The 18054-nt window shown below is 59.3% G+C and carries 15 protein-coding genes; 6 read left to right on the top strand and 9 right to left on the bottom strand.

The genetic code is table 11. From position 1 onward, the window contains the following. Window positions 1-2 precede the first annotated feature (2 nt). The 4 genes from BUA15_RS02630 to BUA15_RS02645 all read right to left on the bottom strand — a co-directional run bounded on the left by BUA15_RS02630 (window position 3) and on the right by BUA15_RS02645 (window position 5970). Window positions 3-614, bottom strand: a complete 612-nt coding sequence (locus BUA15_RS02630) for a TetR/AcrR family transcriptional regulator (protein WP_072714388.1) — start codon at window positions 612-614, stop codon at window positions 3-5. A gap of 79 nt (window positions 615-693) precedes the next feature. Further along, window positions 694-3375, bottom strand: a complete 2682-nt coding sequence (locus BUA15_RS02635) for a TonB-dependent receptor (protein ID WP_072714389.1) — start codon at window positions 3373-3375, stop codon at window positions 694-696. 75 nt (window positions 3376-3450) lie between these two features. Continuing rightward, window positions 3451-5028 (bottom strand): 4-coumarate--CoA ligase family protein, encoded by a 1578-nt coding sequence (locus BUA15_RS02640; protein WP_072714390.1) that lies wholly within the window; start codon window positions 5026-5028, stop codon window positions 3451-3453. Window positions 5029-5130: 102 nt separating this feature from the next. Continuing rightward, window positions 5131-5970 (bottom strand): SDR family oxidoreductase, encoded by an 840-nt coding sequence (locus BUA15_RS02645; protein WP_072714391.1) that lies wholly within the window; start codon window positions 5968-5970, stop codon window positions 5131-5133. An 80-nt stretch (window positions 5971-6050) separates the two neighbouring features. On the opposite strand from BUA15_RS02645, the gene BUA15_RS02650 reads away from it, so the two are divergent. The 6 genes from BUA15_RS02650 to BUA15_RS02675 are packed head-to-tail and all read left to right on the top strand — an operon-like array spanning window position 6051 to window position 13036. Continuing rightward, window positions 6051-6845, top strand: a complete 795-nt coding sequence (locus BUA15_RS02650; protein ID WP_072714392.1) for an enoyl-CoA hydratase/isomerase family protein — start codon at window positions 6051-6053, stop codon at window positions 6843-6845. 3 nt (window positions 6846-6848) lie between these two features. Then, window positions 6849-8276 carry an amidase gene (locus BUA15_RS02655; protein ID WP_072714393.1) on the top strand — a complete coding sequence of 476 codons (1428 nt, stop codon included), beginning with the start codon at window positions 6849-6851 and terminating at the stop codon, window positions 8274-8276. 6 nt (window positions 8277-8282) lie between these two features. Further along, window positions 8283-9083: an SDR family NAD(P)-dependent oxidoreductase gene (locus tag BUA15_RS02660; protein ID WP_072714394.1), complete on the top strand. Its 801-nt coding sequence runs from the start codon at window positions 8283-8285 to the stop codon at window positions 9081-9083. After that, window positions 9080-10273, top strand: coding sequence for an acyl-CoA dehydrogenase family protein (locus BUA15_RS02665; RefSeq protein ID WP_072714395.1), 1194 nt, complete (start codon window positions 9080-9082; stop codon window positions 10271-10273). Before BUA15_RS02660 ends, BUA15_RS02665 begins: the two co-directional genes overlap by 4 nt. Before the next feature lie 10 nt (window positions 10274-10283). Next, window positions 10284-11978, top strand: a complete 1695-nt coding sequence (locus BUA15_RS02670; RefSeq protein ID WP_072714396.1) for an acyl-CoA dehydrogenase family protein — start codon at window positions 10284-10286, stop codon at window positions 11976-11978. Then, a complete protein-coding gene (locus tag BUA15_RS02675; protein WP_072714397.1) occupies window positions 11975-13036 on the top strand; it encodes a phosphotransferase family protein in 1062 nt (353 codons plus the stop codon). The genes BUA15_RS02670 and BUA15_RS02675 overlap by 4 nt, the downstream gene beginning before the upstream one ends. An 11-nt stretch (window positions 13037-13047) precedes the next feature. Here the strand turns inward: BUA15_RS02675 and BUA15_RS02680 are convergent, their stop codons facing one another. The 5 genes from BUA15_RS02680 to BUA15_RS02695 form a co-directional block, all read right to left on the bottom strand. Beyond that, the gene (locus tag BUA15_RS02680) at window positions 13048-15165 is read right to left on the bottom strand and encodes a prolyl oligopeptidase family serine peptidase (protein WP_072714593.1); all 2118 of its coding nucleotides are present in this window, start codon (window positions 15163-15165) and stop codon (window positions 13048-13050) included. Window positions 15166-15236: 71 nt separating this feature from the next. Beyond that, window positions 15237-15443: a hypothetical protein gene (locus tag BUA15_RS13575; RefSeq protein WP_143149548.1), complete on the bottom strand. Its 207-nt coding sequence runs from the start codon at window positions 15441-15443 to the stop codon at window positions 15237-15239. An 81-nt stretch (window positions 15444-15524) separates the two neighbouring features. Continuing rightward, on the bottom strand, window positions 15525-15866 hold the full coding sequence (locus BUA15_RS02685; protein ID WP_072714398.1) for a hypothetical protein: 342 nt from the start codon (window positions 15864-15866) through the stop codon (window positions 15525-15527). Between the two features lie 106 nt (window positions 15867-15972). Beyond that, entirely contained in the window at window positions 15973-17055 is a 1083-nt protein-coding gene (moaA, locus tag BUA15_RS02690) for a GTP 3',8-cyclase MoaA (RefSeq protein WP_084660499.1), read from the bottom strand. A gap of 65 nt (window positions 17056-17120) precedes the next feature. Next, complete coding sequence (locus BUA15_RS02695) at window positions 17121-17921, bottom strand: GntR family transcriptional regulator (RefSeq protein ID WP_072714399.1); 801 nt, start codon at window positions 17919-17921, stop codon at window positions 17121-17123. Window positions 17922-18054 lie beyond the last annotated feature (133 nt).

Raw genomic sequence — 18054 nt, forward strand, 5'->3', positions numbered from 1 at the left:
CTTCAGGCATTTACCGAGGCGGAAACGCCCATGGCCGTTTTTTGCAGGTTGCCCAAGACCAGGGGCGTTAGCCATGCTGCCACCGCCTCCGGCGTCTGTTTTCCCTTGAGGCTGCCCCAGCAATAGACTCCCTGCACCAGGCTAATGTACGCGCTGGCCAGCCGCTCCGGATCAGAAATGGTTGTGAACGTTTTCTGTTGTTTTCCCTCCTCGATTACAGCCTGCCAGCAGGCTTCATATTGCTGCAGCACCTCTTCCAGGTTGATCGTGAGCGTTTGCTGCAGCGTTTCTAGATCTTCGCACTGCAGGAGCAGCCAGCTTTCATGATAGGTGATCAGGTTACACAGGTGGTGCTCAATAAGCTGCGCCAGTTTGGTTTCTGGATTTGCCGTGCTGTTTACAATGTTCCGTGCCTGTTGGAGCAAATGGCAGAGGGGAGTTTCGATAACCGTCCATATCAGGTCAGCTTTACTGGCTACATAGTAATAAAGGGCACCCCGAGGGATGCCTGCCTCCTCGGCCACGTCCTGCAACCGCACCCGTTTCAATCCCTTACGTCGAAATACGCGGGCTGCGGCCTGATAGATTGCTGCTTCGCGTTCCCTTCGATTCATACCCGCCTGTCATATATCCCGATATCCGGCAGGGTCCGGAGGCCAGGGCTCCGAACCCTGCCGGCCGGGAACCTGTGGTTTAGTATCCTCCTACGGTGTAGGTCAGGCGCGTCGTAATCAGCCGTCCCATCTTGGGCGCGCCGATATATTCGCGATGCTTGTTATTGAGCAGGTTTTGCGCCAGTATGTCAATGCGCAGGCCAGGCGCCAGGCGGCTCAGGTCATAGCCTACTCCCAGATCAAGCAGGAAGTAGCTCTCAACCGTACCTCTGAAGATACCCGAGCGCACCTCAAACTTATCTACGTAACGCCCGGCCAGGTTAATTGACAGCCCCGAAGGAGCGGTGTACGTTACTCCACCTCCCACTTTGTAGCGCGGTGCGTTCATTGAGATCTCGCGTCCAGTGCCGGGTTCGCCCAGCTCCTCATCGTCAAAGAAGTTATCGCTGACCCATGAGAAGTTGGCAAATAGATTCCACCGCGCATCTGGCGTCCATTGCACGGCTACGTCAACGCCATAATAGTCCACGTCTCCAAAGTTTACGTAGGTAAGCAGCAGTTCAGGCTTTCGATTCGGATCGAAGTTTTCGACCGGCTCAATAAGCCCAATGGGATTCGCGGCCAGGGCAGCGGCAGCCTGCTGATAGATACCGGCCAGGGTCTGCCGGTCCAGCCCATAGGCAGCCAGTTCATCATCCGTAAAGGCATCCATAATGGCCGCGGCCAGATCGTTGGCCACGCCAGGCGTCACCACGAGCGGGGTAAAGGGCTGCAGCTCGCTAATAAAGTTTTTCTTACGGGTGTAGTACAGATCGACCATTACCAGCAGCTTGTTGGCAAACAGCCCTTTATACCCCAGTTCATACGAGTTGGTGATCGTCTGACGCGCAGCGGGTACATCTTCCAGGCTGGTAAGCACGGCCCCGTCAGGAGTGACCATCAGTCCTGACGAAAAGCCCTGAATCTGACTGGCTTTGCTTTGCAGGAACGCCACCAGGGGGCCTGGAAGCGCGCCCTGGGCTGCCAGCCCAGCGGTTACCGCCTGATAAGCTACGGCCAGCGGAATGCCGACGCCAGGCCAGGCCCGGATGCCCGGAATGAAGCTAGAGGTCTGCACCTGGCTTGGGAACGTCCAGCCATCGACGGCCCCTACCCCCCGTATGCCAAAGGGTCCGCGATCTTCGATAAAGAGATCCAGGAAGAGGTTCACGCCCGGCGGTGTGGTAAACGCGCGGTTATAGGTGGTGCGGAAGCTGTGCGTAGAAGAAGGCTTAAAGACAAATGCCACGCGCGGCGAGAACTGCGTTTTCTGAATCACATCATCATAGTCCAGGCGTCCTGCCAGGACGATGTCGAGCGCGTCGCCCAGACGCGTTTCCGACTGGACGTACCCGCCGACCTCATTGGTTTCATCCCGTCCTTCGAAACGGCCGTGGATAGTCCCGCCCGTACGGGGCACCGTCCGACGGTAGTCGGCGCCTATGACAAAGCGCTGGCGATCGTCCAGCACACTGAAGCTGTACTGCGCCTGCGCGCTCATGAGAAAAGATTTTTCGTAGACATAGACAGGGCTTCGCACAAAGTGCGTGTTGCCGTCGTCATTTTGCGTGTAAAACACCTGCCCGAAGAATCCACCGGCCTGCAGCCGAAGCTGGGCAAAGTAGGTCGAGAAATTATCCAGCACGTTTTCGCCTGTGTTGGCCAGTGTAATTTGCTTGATGGAGGAGTATCCGCCACTGGCCGTTAACGTGGTCTGAGGATTCAGTTGGTACTGCAAGGTGCCGTAGACATAGCCCTGCCAGGTGTCGTAATCGCGTCCTCCCCAGCGGGGATGAATGGCATTGAGCAGCTCCCGATCTGTTGGATCGTCCGGATCCAGGCGCCAGTCCTGTCCCTGGCTGTAGTAACCTACAATTTTGTAACCCAGCCGATCATTGATGACGCCTGCGTGGCGAAGCGCCCCCTGAATGATTGAGCGCTCGCCTCCACCAATCATGACCGACGTACCTGGATAAGTCAGTGGGTCTTTTGTGATGAAGTGGATTACGCCTTGCTCCACACCCGCACCATAAAGCGCCGAGTTAGGCCCTCGAACCACTTCAACCCGGGCCAGGTCAATCGGCGCAATAGGCATAGCGGAAAAGGCATTAATAGCCAGGCTAGGCGTGGTGGCCTGCCGGTAATCCACCAGGGCATACGTTTTGGCAACGAAGACAGAGTTGAACCCCCGCAGCGATACCTGGAAACGATTCAGGCTGGATTGCGCAATGTCTACGCCGGGAACGTACCGCAAAGAGGCCACCGTAGCGTGCGTGGCCGTTTGCTCCAGCTCTCGCGCGTCTAATACCGAAATGGACGCTGGCGACTCCAGCACTTTCTCCTGCCGACGAGAGGCCGTTACCACCACGGGGTTCAACCCCAGTTCAACGGGCGTCAGGGCCAGGTTAACGGTTACCGTAGCCCCGGCTGTCAGCGTAACCGTTTGCCGGGCATCTTCATAGCCCACAAAGCGGGCAACTACCTCATAGGTACCGGCCGGCAGATTTTCTAACCGATAGTTTCCTGAAACATCGGCTGCCGTACCCCGAAAGACCGTAGTTTCACCTGGACGATAGAGGACTACGTTGGCGCCCGGCAAGGGATCACCATTTTCGGCATCCGTCACCTGCCCTTGAATCGTGGCCGTCGATTGCGCGGCAGCCAGTCCAGGCAAAAACACCAGGGCTAGCAATAGCCAGCTACGCATAAGCACGTAGGTCATTGTTGTCATCCACGGTTGGTTAACGGTGTTCACTCCTCGGGGTGTTATAAGACGGTTTAATCAGGACAAGAGGCTTTACGCCAATCCCGCAGCCTCCCGCTCGCGCCGCACCAGTTCCCGTCGCAGGATTTTGCCTGACAGCGTCTTGGGGATTTCCTCCACGAACGCCACGCGGCGAATCTTTTTGTACGGCGCTACCCGTTCGGCTACATAGGCCATTAATTCCTCAGCGGTTGCCTGCATGCCAGGCTTGAGCACTACATAGGCCTTGGGAACCTCGCCCGCCTCTTCATCGGGGCTTGGCACCACCGCCACGTCGGCCACCGCCGGATGGCCCTGCAGAATCTCCTCCAGCTCGGCCGGTGCTACCTGATAGCCTTTGTACTTGATGAGCTCTTTTACCCGGTCCACAATGTACAGGTAGCCGTCCGCGTCGATGCGGGCAACATCGCCGGTGTGCAACCATCCCTCGTCGTCAATCGTGTCGCGCGTCGCCTGCGGATTTTTCCAGTAGCCCTTCATCACCTGAGGTCCCCGAATCCACAGCTCGCCTGTCTCTCCTTCCGGCACATCTTCATGGGTCGCCACATCCACAATGCGGAACTCCGTATTCGGCACCGCCACGCCCACCGACGAAAGCTTGATGGGATAGCCGCGCGGCAAGAAATGCGTTACGGGACTTGTCTCCGTCATGCCGTATCCCTGACGCACGATGACGTTCAGTCGCTCTGCACACTGGCGCGCCACCGGCTCCGGCAGAGGAGCTGCCCCGGAGTTGACGTAGCGCAGACTGGACAGGTCATACTGATCCACCAGCGGATGCTTCGCCAGCGCCAGGATAATGGGAGGCACCAGAAAGGCGGTTGTAATCCGATAGCGTTGGAGCAGCTCTAGAAACTGCTCCAGATCGAAGCGCGGCATGGTGACTACCGTACATCCAGCATGGAGCGCCATGCTCATAATGACTGTCATGCCGTATATGTGGTAAAACGGCAAAATGCCAATAAGCACCTCGTCCTCTTCGAATTGCTCGACGGCCATTGTCTGAGCAATATTCGCCACCAGGTTATAGTGCGTGAGCATGACGCCCTTGGGCCGTCCCGTGGTGCCACTTGAATACGGCAACACCACCAGATCCTCGCGCGGTTGAATTTCCACAGCCGGTGGCTCGGCGCTGGTCTGCAACAGCGCAGCCAGCGGCGTAGCCCCCTCAGCCTCACCAATGACAATCACCTCCTCTACGCCCGCACGTTCGGCGGCTGCCCGCGCGTTTTCCAGAAACATCGGGAATGTTACCAGCAACCGGGCTCCGGAATCCTCCAGTTGATGCGCCAGCTCATCAACAGTATAAAGCGGATTGACAGTGGTGACAATACCACCGGCCATCGCCACCCCATAGAACACAACGGCATACTCTGGCAAGTTGGGGCTGTAGATGGCCAGCACATCTCCTTTCCGAAACCCCCGGGCAGCCAGACCGGCCGCAAAGGCCTGCGCCCGCGCGCGAAGCTGCGCGTAGCTCAGCGTGCGCCCTGTCATCCCCTCAATGAGCGCCGGCTTGTCCGGATGCGTATCCACCCGCTGGAAGACCATCTCCGGCAGCGAAATCTCCGGAATCGGAACGTCGGCAAAAGGACTCTTGTAAATGCGCATGGCAATTTTTCACAGAATGAAAGAGATTTTAACAAAGCTTCACCATAAAATAAACGATCGTTCACTTTTGCGCAAACCCATTTGGATGGGACCATTAACTGTTCAGACAAAAAGATCGGGCGTCAATTCCCCGATGGAGGGATCAACCGCATACGGCGTGAAATCTGTCACGCCTACCTGGCGCAGCACGTCCTCGTCGATGAAGAACTGCCCGGTGCACTGGCGACTGGGTTGCGTCAGAATAACATGCGCTGCATCGGCCATAATCTCAGGCTTGCGGGAGCGCCGCACCATCTCTTCGCCGCCCAGCAGATTACGCACGGCGGCCGTTGCAATCGTCGTGCGCGGCCATAGCGCATTGACCGCCACCCCGGCCTCGCGAAATTCCTCGGCCATTCCCAGCACGCACATCGACATGCCATATTTCGAAAGCGTATAGGCCAGATGCGGCGCAAACCACCGCGGCTCTAGCTTGAGCGGCGGCGACAATACCAGAATATGCGGGTTTTCCGCCTTCATCAGATGCGGCAGGCAGGCCTGCGAGCAGGCAAACGTTGCGCGCACGTTCACCTGATGCATCAGATCAAAACGCTTCATGGGCGTTTCAAGGGTGCCTGCCAGATAGATTGCACTGGCATTGTTCACCAGGATGTCGATTCCCCCAAAGTGGGCAACGGCTTTTTCAACAGCCTCCTGGATCTGATCCTCAAAGCGCACATCGACCGGAAGCGGCAACGCCTCTCCCCCGACTGCCCGAATTTCTTCGGCTGCTGTGTAAATAGTGCCCGGCAGTTTCGGGTGGGGCTCTACCGTCTTAGCTGCAATCACGATGCGCGCCCCATCGCGCGCAGCCCGCAGCGCGATCGCTTTGCCAATACCGCGACTCGCGCCGGTAATGAACAATACTTTCCCCTTGAGGGACCCTCCTGTTACAAGCTGCATCTTTCCGAAGGTCTTTTCTTCATGGAACGCACATAGTATATTGAACAAGTGTTCACTCGCGCAATCCCTCTCAATCGCCCATGCAGGTAACAATGCACGAAACGCTGCTCCTTGAACGCGACGGGCCGGTGGCTGTGTTAACGTTGAACCGACCCGAACGACGCAATGCGCTCAATCGCACTCTGGAAAAGGCGCTGCACAACGCGCTGCTGCACGTGCGAGACGATCCAGATATCCGCGCCATCGTGCTGACCGGTGCGGGACCTGACTTCTGCTCAGGTGCCGATCTGGACGCCTTTCAGGCCAACCCCTCACCGGCCTTCGTGCGCCAGCACTTGCTGCAGGTCTACGGCCCTCTGGTTGAACTGATAACGTCGATCGAAAAACCCATCCTGGGCGCTATCAATGGCACCGCGGCCGGGGCCGGATGCTCGCTGGCGCTGGCCTGCGACCTGCGCATCATGGCCGACAACGCAAGCCTGATGCTGGCTTTTAGCAACATCGGCCTGGTCCCCGACATGGGGGCCACGTTTCTACTGGTGCGCCTGGTGGGCTATGCACGCGCCTTTGAAATGGCAGCCGAAGGGCAGCGCATCCCGGCCAGCCGTTGTCTTTCGTGGGGACTGGCCAACCGGGTGGTGCCAGCAGACCGACTCCAGGAAGAAGCGCGTCGCTGGGCCCATGAGCTGGCGGCCCGTCCCACGCTAGCCCTGGGCCTGACCAAAACAGCCCTGCACTATGCACTTACCGCTTCCTTGCGTGAGGCCGTTGCCTATGAAGCGCTCCTTCAGCAACAGTGCATCCTGAGCAACGACCACCGCGAAGGGGTCCAGGCCTTCCTGGAAAAACGTCCCCCCGTATTTACCGGAAGCTGAATCATGGAACTGTGGCAACACTCCGCACTCGAACTGGGCCAGTTGATTGCCCGCCGAGAGCTGCGTGCCGTCGAAGTGGTCGAGCATTTTCTAGAGCGCATCGCCGCGCTAAATCCTACCCTTAACGCGCTTGTCACGCTGGACCCGGAAGGTGCTCTGGCGGCTGCCCAGGCTGTGGATGAACAGTTGGACCGTGGCGAATCCCTTTCGCCGCTGGCCGGAGTGCCCGTCACGATCAAGGATCTGACGGAAACGAAAGGTCTGCGGACCACGTACGGCTCGGTGCTGCTGCGCAACCACGTGCCCACCGTCGATGCCGTGCTCGTTGAGCGGCTGCGCCGGGCTGGACTCCCCATTCTGGGCAAAACCAACACGCCGGAATTCGGTGGCAAATTCGACACCGAGAATCGTCTGTTTGGCGCCACACGCAATCCCTGGAAGCTGTCGCACAGCCCGGGCGGCTCTTCGGGAGGAGCAGCCGCCCAGGTAGCGGCCGGCCTAGGCCCTCTTGCTCACGGCAACGATGGTGGGGGCTCGATTCGCGTGCCTGCCTCCTGTTGCGGCGTGTTCGGACTTAAACCGCAGTTCGGACGCGTGCCTTTCTGGCCCCGCCAGGATAGCTGGGCCACGCTGAACCACGAAGGCCCTCTTGCCCGAACCGTGCGCGACGCGGCCGTCCTGCTGGACATCATGGCCGGGCCAGATGCCCGCGATCCCTACAGCCTGCCCGGCCCTGTCCCTTCGTTTCTGGCTTCCTGCGAAGGCGACGTGCAGGGCCTGCGAGTGGCCTGGAGCCCTACCCCAGGCTATGGCCGCATCGATCCCGAAGTGAAAACGCTCTGCGAGACGGCCGCTCGCACCTTTGAAGACCTGGGTTGTTACGTCGAAGAAGCTTCTCCGCGGTTGGACTTTCCTGCGGAAGCGTTCCTGGGCATTATCGTCCCCCGCATGGTTGCCCAGCTTGAACGCGACCTGCCTCCAGACTTTGCAGCGCACCTGGATCCCATGCTGGCCGTCTTTCTACCTTATGCCGATCACCTTTCATCCCGCGACGTAGCTCGCGCCGAATTTACCCGGCTACAACTTTATGATCGGGTGGAAGCCTTCTTGCAACAATACGATCTCTGGCTTTTGCCGGTTATGGCGGCTCCTCCTCATCGCTCGGGTGAATTCGGTCCTACCGAAGTGGCAGGCCACCCGGTCGAAAGTCCTCTAGAACCATTCTTTACGTTTCCATTCAACTTGACCGGACACCCGGCCGCCAGCGTGCCGGCTGGTTTTACGCAGGAGGGATTACCCGTCGGTCTGCAACTTGTCGGTCGACGCTTTGACGAAGCTACCGTTCTGCGGGCCGCAGCCTGTTACGAGGCGGCTCGTCCATGGGCCAACCATTGGCCTGAGATTGCGCTTCAGCCAACCAACCACGCCTGACAGACAATGAGCGAACACCGCAATTCATTTACAACCAACCTGAAGGACAAAGTAGCCCTGATCACCGGCGCAAGCCGCGGCATTGGACGAGCTATTGCCGAAGCGTACGCGGCTGCCGGCGCCCGCGTCGTCCTAGCTGCTCGTAAGGCCGAAGCGCTTGAGGCTGTGGCCGAAGTAATCCGTAAACAGGGCGGCGAAGTCCTGGCCATTCCCACCCATGTCGGCCACCCCGAGGAGGTAGATGCTCTGGTTGCCCGAGCTGTTGAGACCTTTGGCGGCATCGACATTCTGGTTAACAACGCGGCGACCAATCCGCACTTTGGCCCGATTTTGACGGCCGAACCGTCGCACTGGGACAAAACCTTTGAGGTAAACGTCAAGGGCTATTTTTACACAGCCCGCGCCTGCCATCCCCACATGAAACGCCGAGGTGGAGGCAAAATCATCAACATTGCCTCCATTGCAGGGAAGCGCCCTCAACCCGGCATGGGCGTCTACTGCGTTACCAAAGCGGCCGTGCTCATGCTGACCGAAGTGCTGGCCGCTGAACTGGCTTCCGACAATATCCAGGTCAACGCAATCGTGCCGGGCTTCATCCGGACGCGTTTTAGTCGCGTGCTCTGGGAAACCCCAACCCTGCACGACACCATCGTGCAGCAAATTCCCCAGCGCCGCATGGCTGAACCTGATGAGCTGATCGGCCTGGCGCTGTTTCTGGCCTCGGAAGCCTCTAACTATATGACAGGCACAGCCCTTCCCATTGACGGAGGTTTACTGATTGGTTATTCACCCATGAAGCTGTCATGAATACGCAGGTCTTACCGAACACCTTACTGGACGAGGTGCAATCCTTTCTTGAATCGCGGGTATACCCGCTGGAGCAGCGCCTGTTGCGCAAAGGATTAGGGGCGCTGCGCGAGGAACTGGAGCAACTACGCGCCGAAGTAAAGGCCCGCGGCTGGTGGTGTCCTCCGCTCCCCCAGCACCTGGGCGGCATGGGATTGTCGCTTACGGAATTCGCTCATCTGAGCGAGCGTCTGGGCCGCACGCCGCTGGGCCATTACCTGTTCAACTGCCAGGCACCCGACATCGGGAATATGGAGCTGCTGCTGGCCCATGGTACGCCGGAGCAGCAGGAGCGCTTTCTCCAGCCCCTGGTACGGGGCGAAATACGCAGCTGTTTTGCCATGACGGAGCCAGAGCATGCCGGTTCCAACCCCGTCTGGCTCAGCACCACAGCCCGCCGCGAAGGAGATTACTATATTCTTGACGGCCACAAGTGGTTCGTTACAGGTGCTGAGGATGCAGCCTTCGCCATTGTGATGGCCATCACCAATCCGGAGGCCGAGCGCCCTCATGAGCGGGCCAGTCTGCTCATCGTTCCTACCGATACACCGGGTTTTTTGCATGTGCGTCGGCTGCCTGTCATGGGCGAGCTGGGCGAGGGATGGCTAAGCCACTCCGAAGTGCGCTTTGAACGTTGCCGCGTCCCTCTAAGCTACCGGCTGGGGCCCGAAGGCGCAGGCTTTGCGCTGGCGCAGGAGCGGTTAGGCCCGGGCCGGATTCATCATGCCATGCGCTGGATTGGCATTTGCGAACGCGCACTGGCCCTGATGTGTCGTTATGCGCTGCGCCGGGAGCTGGCGCCGGGACAGCCCCTGGCCGATCAGCAGGTAGTCCGGCATGCCATTGCCGACAGTCGGGCTGAAATTGAAGCCGCTCGCCACCTTATCCTGGCCACTGCCGAGAAAATCGAACAAGCGGGCACTCATGCCGCACGTGTCGATATTTCACTGCTCAAGTTTTACGTGGCGGGTGTGCTGCAACGCGTGCTCGACCGAGCGCTGCAGGTGCATGGCGCGCTGGGTATGACCGACGACACTATTCTGGCCTTCTGGTACCGCCACGAACGCGCTGCTCGCATCTACGACGGTCCGGACGAGGTGCATCGCGACCTGGTCGCGCGTTTGGAGCTACGCCGCTATCTGGAAACCTGACTTGCCGCCTATGTTTGTGCAGGAGCCGCCTGTCCTCGACAACACCTATGAAACCGACCCGATGCTGCGCGGCTACCTCGCGCGCGTTCTTCCTCCTGAGGTGCTGCGCGACCTCGAACCCGAACTGCAGGAGCTGGGCGCCCTCGCTGGCGGACCGCTTTACCGTCTCCAGCTTGAAGACCGCACCAGCGAACCCGTTCATATTCCCTGGAGTCCCTGGGGCGAACGTATCGATGAAGTGCGCCTGACCCGGGTCTGGCAGGAAGCTGAACGCCTGGCTGTACGCTTCGGCCTGGTCGCCACTGCCTATGAACAAGCGCACGGGGCCTTTTCGCGCATTCATCAGTTTGCCAAAGTCTACCTGTTTGCGCCTTCAACTGATATCTATGCCTGTCCGCTGGCAATGACCGACGGCGCCGCTCGCACGCTGCTCGCCAGCGGCAATCGGCAACTGATCGAGCGGGCTCTGCCGCACCTGACAAGCCGGGATCCTGCGACCTTCTGGACCAGTGGTCAGTGGATGACCGAGCTGGCAGGCGGCTCAGATGTCGGACGAAGCCAGACCGTGGCACGCCGCGCACCGGACGGCTCCTGGCGCCTCTATGGCCGCAAATGGTTTGTCTCGGCCGTTACAGCCCAGATGGCGCTTATCCTGGCCCGTCCGGAGGGCAATCCTCCAGGAGGCCAGGGACTGGCCCTCTTCTATGCTGAGCTGCGCGACGCGCAGGGACGACCACGGGGCTTTCAAATCCTGCGCCTGAAAGACAAGCTAGGAACGCGCAAGCTGCCTACAGCCGAAGTCCTGCTAGAAGGACTACCGGCAGAGCCGGTGGCCGGCCTCACGCATGGCACGCGGGCCATCGCTCCAATGCTGAACGTCACGCGCACCTGGAACGCCATCACAGCCACGGCACTCATGCAACGCGGTCTCATGCTGGCCTGCAGCTATGCTCGGCGGCGAATCGCCTTCGGTAAGCCCCTGATCGAACATCCGCTTCACCTTGATACGCTGGCTGGTCTGCAGGCTGAAACGGCTGCCGCCTTCCACCTGTCCTTCCTGATTGCTGAACTCATGGGCCGGGCCGAAACCAACATAGCGACGGACAGTGAACGGGCCCTATTGCGGCTGATGACTCCGGTCGCCAAGCTAACAACGGCCCGGCAGGCAGTAACGGTGCTGAGCGAAGTACTGGAGGCTTTTGGAGGCGCCGGCTACGTTGAAGACACGGGACTGCCCGCCCTGCTGCGCGACGCGCAAGTGCTTCCTATCTGGGAGGGCACGACCAACATACTGGCTCTTGATGTGCTGCGCGCGCTCGACGAGGTCGAGGGCCTAACTGCCCTGCAGGAAGCTTTTGACACCTGGCTACCGTCGCTGCCTGCTGCGTTGGCATCGCCCGCCCGAAAAGCGCAGGCGGCGCTGCAGGCAGCCACAACCTGGTTAACCAGAGTGGCTGCCGATCCCGCTCGGCTTCAGGCCGACGCTCGTCGCTTTGCGCTCACGCTGGGACGAGCTACGGCGCTGGCCTTGCTATTACGCCAAGCAGCCTGGGGGCTAGCGCGCCATGACGGCCGCCCAGCCGCAGCTGCGCTGCGTTTTGCCCGAACCGACATCAACGCCCTGGCAGCCTGCGCACCGCCAGCCGAAAGCCGCGCCCTGGTGCTGGACGAACCGTTCCACCTACAGCCGTCTCTGTCGCCATGAGCGTTCGACTCGAACCCCATGAGCTGAGCGACGTCCGCCCCGAAGCTCGCTTTAATGAAGCCCGGCTTGCTGCTTTTCTGCGGGGTAAGCTGCCGGGCACCGACCAGCCGCTGCGCGTACGGCAATTTACCGGTGGCGCCGCTAACCTGACTTATCTGCTTGACTACGGCACCCATCAGTACGTACTGCGGCGCTCTCCACCTGGCCCCCTGCCACGCGGCGGCCACGACATGCGCCGCGAGTACACGGTGCTCTCGCGTCTATGGCAGGCGTATCCGCTCGCACCCCGTGCCTTCCTTTTCTGCGACGACCCCGAAATTGTGGGCACCCCCTTTTTTGTAATGGAGCGACGGCATGGCGTGGTCGTACGCACAGAGCTGCCCGCCATATTTCAGCCACATCCCGATGCGCCTCGCCGCATGGCCCTGGCACTTGTCGACGCGCTGGCCGACCTGCATGCCGTCGACTTTCGCGCCATTGGTCTCGGCGAGCTAGGCCGCCCCGCAGGCTTTCTCGAACGCCAGATCGAAGGCTGGTGGAAACGCTGGGAAGCTGCACGCACCATGGATTTGCCTGACCTGGCGGCCGTTTACACCTGGCTCCAGGCTAACCGGCCAGCCCATGCTGAAACGGCGCTGGTGCATAATGATTATAAGCTGGACAATGTGATGTTCGCGCTTACCGATCCAGGCCGTATCGTTGCTGTCTTCGACTGGGACATGTGCACTCTGGGCGACCCGCTCAGCGACCTCGGGGCCCTGCTGGCCTACTGGGTTCGTCCAGACGATCCTCCTATCTTTCGTTCCCTGACCACCATGCCCCTGGACGAGCGCTTTCCTACGCGGGAGGAGCTGGTGGCCCGCTATGCAGCCCGCCGTGGCCGCCCACTTCCAGACGTGCGCTTCTACCATGTGCTGGGGCTTTACCGCGTCACGGTCATCGTAGCCCAGCTCTATGCTCGCTTTGTTCGGGGCTTAAATGCTGATCCACGCTACAAAGCCCTCGGCTCTGTTCTCCCTGCCCTGGCCCGGGCCGCCCGCACTGTGGCAGAAGCCTGATGCACGCATCGCTACCGCATCGTTTCTATCCGGGATAAATCAAGCATTCGCACCAGAAAAGCCCACTTATCCGCCTCCATCTCGATTCGTTTCCGGGTCGGGATGCCTCCCCCGTGCCCGGCCCGAGTCTCAACGCGTAGCAGAATGGGCCGGGCGCACCCCTGCGCCCGTTGCAGCGTGGCGGCAAACTTGTACGAATGCGCCGGCACCACCCGATCATCGTGGTCCGCCGTCATGATAAGCGTCGGCGGATAGCAGCGGTGCAGGCGTACGTTGTGCAGAGGAGAATAGGCATACAGAAAACGGAAATGCTCAGGGTTCTCGGGTGAGCCGTATTCGGGCACCCAGGCCCATCCAATCGTAAAACGGTGGTAGCGCAACATATCCAGCACGCCCACCTGCACAATCACCGCTCCAAACAGCTCCGGCCGCTGCGTGAGCACGGCCCCGGTCAACAATCCGCCGTTGCTGGCTCCACCAATAGCCAACCGATGAGGCGAAGTATACCCTTCCCGGATGAGATATTCTGCTGCCGCAATAAAGTCGTCAAACACGTTCTGCTTGTTTTCGAGCATGCCCGCCCGGTGCCAGGCTTCGCCGTACTCTCCCCCTCCCCGGAGATTGGCCACGGCATAGATTCCACCGAGCTCTAACCAGACCAGGTTGCTCGGATTGAACGAGGGGGTGAGACTAATGTTAAAGCCACCGTAGCCGTACAGGTAAACGGGATGCGTTCCGTCGCGCACCAACCCCTTGCGATGAACCAGAAACATGGGAATCCGCGTCCCATCCTTGCTTTGATAGAAAACCTGCCGTACTTCGTAGGGATCTGGATCGAAGTCAATCTCCGGTGCATGAAAGACCGTTGTCCTGCCCGTCTCCAGATCATGTCGGAAGATGGTCGTCGGATAGGTAAAGCTGGTGAAACTGAAAAACAGCTCCGAATCGTCCGGACGCCCGCTTACGCTGGAGACGCTTCCCAGCGTAGGCAGTGCGATAGTATCCAGAAGCGTTCCGTCCAACGCGTGCACGGTCAAACGCGTTTTGACATCTTCGAGCGCCCGCACCACAAAACGTCCACCGGCCAGCGTTACTGACTGGATCACCGCCTTGCTTTCCGGGATGATCGTGCGCCAGTTGGCACGTTCTGGACGGGTAATGTCAATGGCGATCAGGCGGCCATTCGGGGCCTCCAGGTTGGTCAGAAGGAAAAATGTTGTCCCGGTGTTGCCCACAAATTCGTAGCGCGCGTCAAAATCATCCAACAACCGCACGACCGGCGCATCTGGTTGATTTAAGTCTTTGTAGTACAGTCGATTACGCGTATCAGTCCCTTTCCAGACGGTTAGAATCAAGTACTGTCCGTCGCGGGTTACTTCGGCGCTAAACCCCAGCTCTGGATCGTCCGGGCGCTCGTAGATCAGCACATCCTGGGATTGGTCCGTGCCTAACCGATGAAAGTATAGCTTCTGGTTTCGGTTGGCGGCCGCCAGCGTATCATCGGTTGGTTCAGGGTAGCGGCTGTAGAAAAAGCCGCTGTTGTCAGGCAACCAGGCAGCTCCGCTGAATTTGATCCATCGCAGCGTTTCCGGAAGATCTTTGCCGGTCTCTACCTCGCGGATGCGGAACGTGCGCCAGTCGGAACCTGCCTCGCTGAGTCCATAGACCACATAACGACCATCTGGACTGATGGCCAGCGTGGCGAGGGCGATGGTGCCATCCTCGGAAAACGTATTGGGATCAATCAGCACGCGAGGTGCCCCGTCGCGCCCTTCCTGCACGTAAAGCACCGATTGATCTTGCAGGCCGTCGTTTTTAAAGAAGAAATACCGTCCTCCTTCTTTCTGAGGCACGCCATAGCGAGGATAATTCCACAGCTCTCTCAGGCGCTGGCGAATCCAGGCACGCTGTGGAATACTGTCGAGATAGGCAAAGGTCAGCGTATTTTGCGCTTCGATCCACCGCCGGGTTTGCTCGCTGTCCAGATCTTCCAGCCAACGATATGGGTCTGGTACCAGCACCCCGTGGTAATGATCAACCACAGGCACCCGGGGCGTTTCCGGATAGCTGATCTGTTGAGCCCAGAGCGTTGGCGTTTGCAGCAACGCCACCACCAGCCATCCAATCATGCGCTGCTTCATTTGGCGTCCTCTTATTAGCCTTCCTGAATTAGACAGGACAATTTAGAAAACGGTGGTCACTATGTGGCAAGCGTGACTGGCGGATCAGCGTAGGGGATGCCCTGCGTTGTCTGCGCTTTCGAGTAGAAGGGCTTCGGAGCATTTCGGGCTACTGTCCAGCAGGACCGATACTTGACCTTCCGCAGCAGGTTGAGCAAGGCGCCCAATCGCTCCTTAGAGAAACGCGGCGAATCTGTAGCAGGCGGCTCCTCCGATCTGCAACGCATCAGCACCGACAGCACAGGCCGCCGTGCGCAACAGAGCTGCGGCGAGGCGAGGGTTTGCGCCTCCAAAAAGCTCAGAGCGGTTCAGCAGCGCTGTTCTCCAAATACCAGTTCCAACTCTCCTTCTGGAGGGTGGTCCATTCGCTCGGCTGGAAACTCCCGGTAAATGCGACCGGCATACTCAAAAGGTCCGCAGGAGAAATAGTAGTCATGTGTACCGGGCGTTCGATACAGCACCATGCCTTCCGGGCAGCCCAGCGTCCGGTAGAACCGTTCAAAGCGGTGTAGAAAGACCTCGACCCGGTGCCGGCGCACTTCTTCTTCGGTAAACCGAATGCGATACCAGTAACGTGAGGCCGGATGGTGGGCCCGTGGCTTGCCGGGACAGGCCCGCCCAGGCGTCGCGGATGTCGAAGAAACAGCCATAGTCCCCCCTTAGCAATCGTACGTATCTACCGTGCTACCGGGGGGATCGGCCAAATCGCGCCGAATTTAAGCTGTTATTACAGGAAATGTCCGGAGAACCAAAATTTTAGCCCCCGATCGTAATCATGGGGCGGTTTCGCATGCGGGCCAGGTTATACATTCCGGCGTGACGCGCATGCTTGCGTCCCACGGCTGCGCTGATGAGTGCCAGCAGCTCCTCGTCGCTGGCTCCCTGGCGCATGGCATCCCGGAGGCTGACCTCGGCTCGGCCAAACAGACATACCTTCAGGCTGCCATCGGCCGTAATCCGCAGCCGGTTGCATCCTTCGCAGAAGGGTTCCGTCATGGAGGCAATAAAGCCCAACCGCCCCTGATGGCCAGGAATGCGAAACAGGCGGGCTGTGCCATGGGGGTCAAATGCGATGGGCTCCAGGACATAATGCGCCTCAATGCGGGCGCGCATTTCAGCGGCTGGTACCAGTTGCGCATCGTTCCAGCCATTCCCATCGAAAGGCATAAATTCAATAAAACGCACTTCAACGGGTCGGTCCTTTGTCCAGGCCGCAAAGTCCAGCAGTTCATCGTCGTTAAAGCCGCGCAGCACCACACAGTTTACTTTGAGGGGTCGATAGCCGCGCTCAATGGCCAGGTCGATAGCGCGGATTACCTGCTCGAAGCCTTTGCGGCGCGTGAGGATTTCGAAGCGTTCCGGGCGCAAGGTATCCAGGCTGATGTTGAGTTGCGTTAGCCCGGCCGATTGCAAGCGTTCCAGTTTTTTAGGAAGAAGCAGACCATTTGTGGTCATAGCCAGCGTTTTGAGTCCGGGCAGGCGGGCCAGTTCCGCCACAATATGCTCAACGCCCTTTCGGAGCAACGGCTCGCCGCCTGTTAATCGGATTTTTGTTACCCCCTGCGTCACAAAAAGGCGGGCCAGCCGAACAATCTCCTCATCGGTCAACAGATGTTCCGGAGGGGTCCAGTCCAGCCCTTCTTCGGGCATGCAGTAGCGACAGCGCAGGTTGCAGTGCTCAATCAGCGAAATGCGCAGATAGGTATGGCGGCGTCCGAATCCATCAGTTAGCACGTCAGCAGCCGAGCGGGCCGGATCGTAGGACAGCCCAAAATCTTCTGGGACGTGTGCGGGGTCCCCCCCTTCCGGTGTCGTCAGCACAGGCAGGAGGTATTGCATAGCAACCGGTGCCGTAGGCTTTTTGGTAACTTCTACAAAATAAAGCCCAAAAGTTCAACGGGAGCTTACGATTTTTTGCGGGGGGGTTGAAAGACGGGCTCAAACTCGCGCAGCGGCATTCCTTCGGCAGGGGGAATGCGGTGTCGGCTATCGCGCTCCAGAACCAGTTCGTAAACAACCCGGTCACTTCGGTAGTAGCGCTGCTGGTAGTACACCACTTTTCCGCCGGTTGTGCAGGAGATGCGATGGATGCACAGCAAGGCCATGCCTGAGGGCACCTCTAACCAGCGCGCTACTTCAGGCGTTGCATTGATCGCCTCAATGCGGTAGCGACCGCGCACAATGGGGATGTCCAGCGCTTCCAGAATGCCGTAGATGGTTTCACGCTCCAGATCTTTCCCCTCCAGGAACTGCGCGTAGAAGGGAGTCAGCCAGGTTCGGTCAAATGCAATGGGTTCGCCATTGCCCAGGCGCAGCCGGTCCAGCCGCACCACCGTGCTACCTTCTGGAACTTCCAGTCGGGCGGCCACCTCGGCCGTGGCATCTTCTGGCGCAAAGTGGACCACTTTTGAGCGGGCTTCAAGCCCGGCACGCGCCATGTCTTCCGCGAAATCGGTCAACCGCACCAGCCCTTGCTGAATGTGCGGGCGCCGCACAAACGACCCAACCCCCTGGCAGCGATAGATCAATCCCTCGTACTCCAACGTCTGCAAGGCCCGCCGCACGGTTATGCGGCTGACGCCAAAACGCTTGCTCAACTCATGCTCGGATGGCAGCCGATCCTGCGGCTTATAGACCCCCTGCTCGATCTGCTCACGCAGCCAGTCGCTGAGCTGCTGATGGCGCGGTCGTCCTGGTTGCAACATTGTCTACCACAAAATGTGTTTTAACAAACTTACAACAAAATTATCGACCTGGTTTTTGAACGCGTTTTTTCACCGGCAATTTCCTTTGCAATAGCTGAATTCCCTGTATCTTTGGGCGCGTTCTCAGGAAATC

This window comes from Rhodothermus profundi (assembly GCF_900142415.1).
Classification (GTDB): Bacteria; Bacteroidota; Rhodothermia; order Rhodothermales; family Rhodothermaceae; genus Rhodothermus; species Rhodothermus profundi.

What these genes read in the sequence shown, in the direction of transcription:
- BUA15_RS02630 (WP_072714388.1), bottom strand. Translation starts at nt 614, where the DNA reads ATGAATCGAAGGGAACGCGAAGCAGCAATCTATCAGGCCGCAGCCCGC.
- BUA15_RS02670 (WP_072714396.1), top strand. Translation starts at nt 10,284, where the DNA reads ATGTTTGTGCAGGAGCCGCCTGTCCTCGACAACACCTATGAAACCGAC.
- BUA15_RS02655 (WP_072714393.1), top strand. Translation starts at nt 6,849, where the DNA reads ATGGAACTGTGGCAACACTCCGCACTCGAACTGGGCCAGTTGATTGCC.
- moaA (WP_084660499.1), bottom strand. Translation starts at nt 17,055, where the DNA reads ATGCAATACCTCCTGCCTGTGCTGACGACACCGGAAGGGGGGGACCCC.
- BUA15_RS02635 (WP_072714389.1), bottom strand. Translation starts at nt 3,375, where the DNA reads ATGACCTACGTGCTTATGCGTAGCTGGCTATTGCTAGCCCTGGTGTTT.
- BUA15_RS02695 (WP_072714399.1), bottom strand. Translation starts at nt 17,921, where the DNA reads ATGTTGCAACCAGGACGACCGCGCCATCAGCAGCTCAGCGACTGGCTG.
- BUA15_RS02675 (WP_072714397.1), top strand. Translation starts at nt 11,975, where the DNA reads ATGAGCGTTCGACTCGAACCCCATGAGCTGAGCGACGTCCGCCCCGAA.
- BUA15_RS02665 (WP_072714395.1), top strand. Translation starts at nt 9,080, where the DNA reads ATGAATACGCAGGTCTTACCGAACACCTTACTGGACGAGGTGCAATCC.
- BUA15_RS02685 (WP_072714398.1), bottom strand. Translation starts at nt 15,866, where the DNA reads ATGGCTGTTTCTTCGACATCCGCGACGCCTGGGCGGGCCTGTCCCGGC.
- BUA15_RS13575 (WP_143149548.1), bottom strand. Translation starts at nt 15,443, where the DNA reads ATGCGTTGCAGATCGGAGGAGCCGCCTGCTACAGATTCGCCGCGTTTC.
- BUA15_RS02645 (WP_072714391.1), bottom strand. Translation starts at nt 5,970, where the DNA reads ATGCAGCTTGTAACAGGAGGGTCCCTCAAGGGGAAAGTATTGTTCATT.
- BUA15_RS02660 (WP_072714394.1), top strand. Translation starts at nt 8,283, where the DNA reads ATGAGCGAACACCGCAATTCATTTACAACCAACCTGAAGGACAAAGTA.
- BUA15_RS02680 (WP_072714593.1), bottom strand. Translation starts at nt 15,165, where the DNA reads ATGATTGGATGGCTGGTGGTGGCGTTGCTGCAAACGCCAACGCTCTGG.
- BUA15_RS02640 (WP_072714390.1), bottom strand. Translation starts at nt 5,028, where the DNA reads ATGCGCATTTACAAGAGTCCTTTTGCCGACGTTCCGATTCCGGAGATT.
- BUA15_RS02650 (WP_072714392.1), top strand. Translation starts at nt 6,051, where the DNA reads ATGCAGGTAACAATGCACGAAACGCTGCTCCTTGAACGCGACGGGCCG.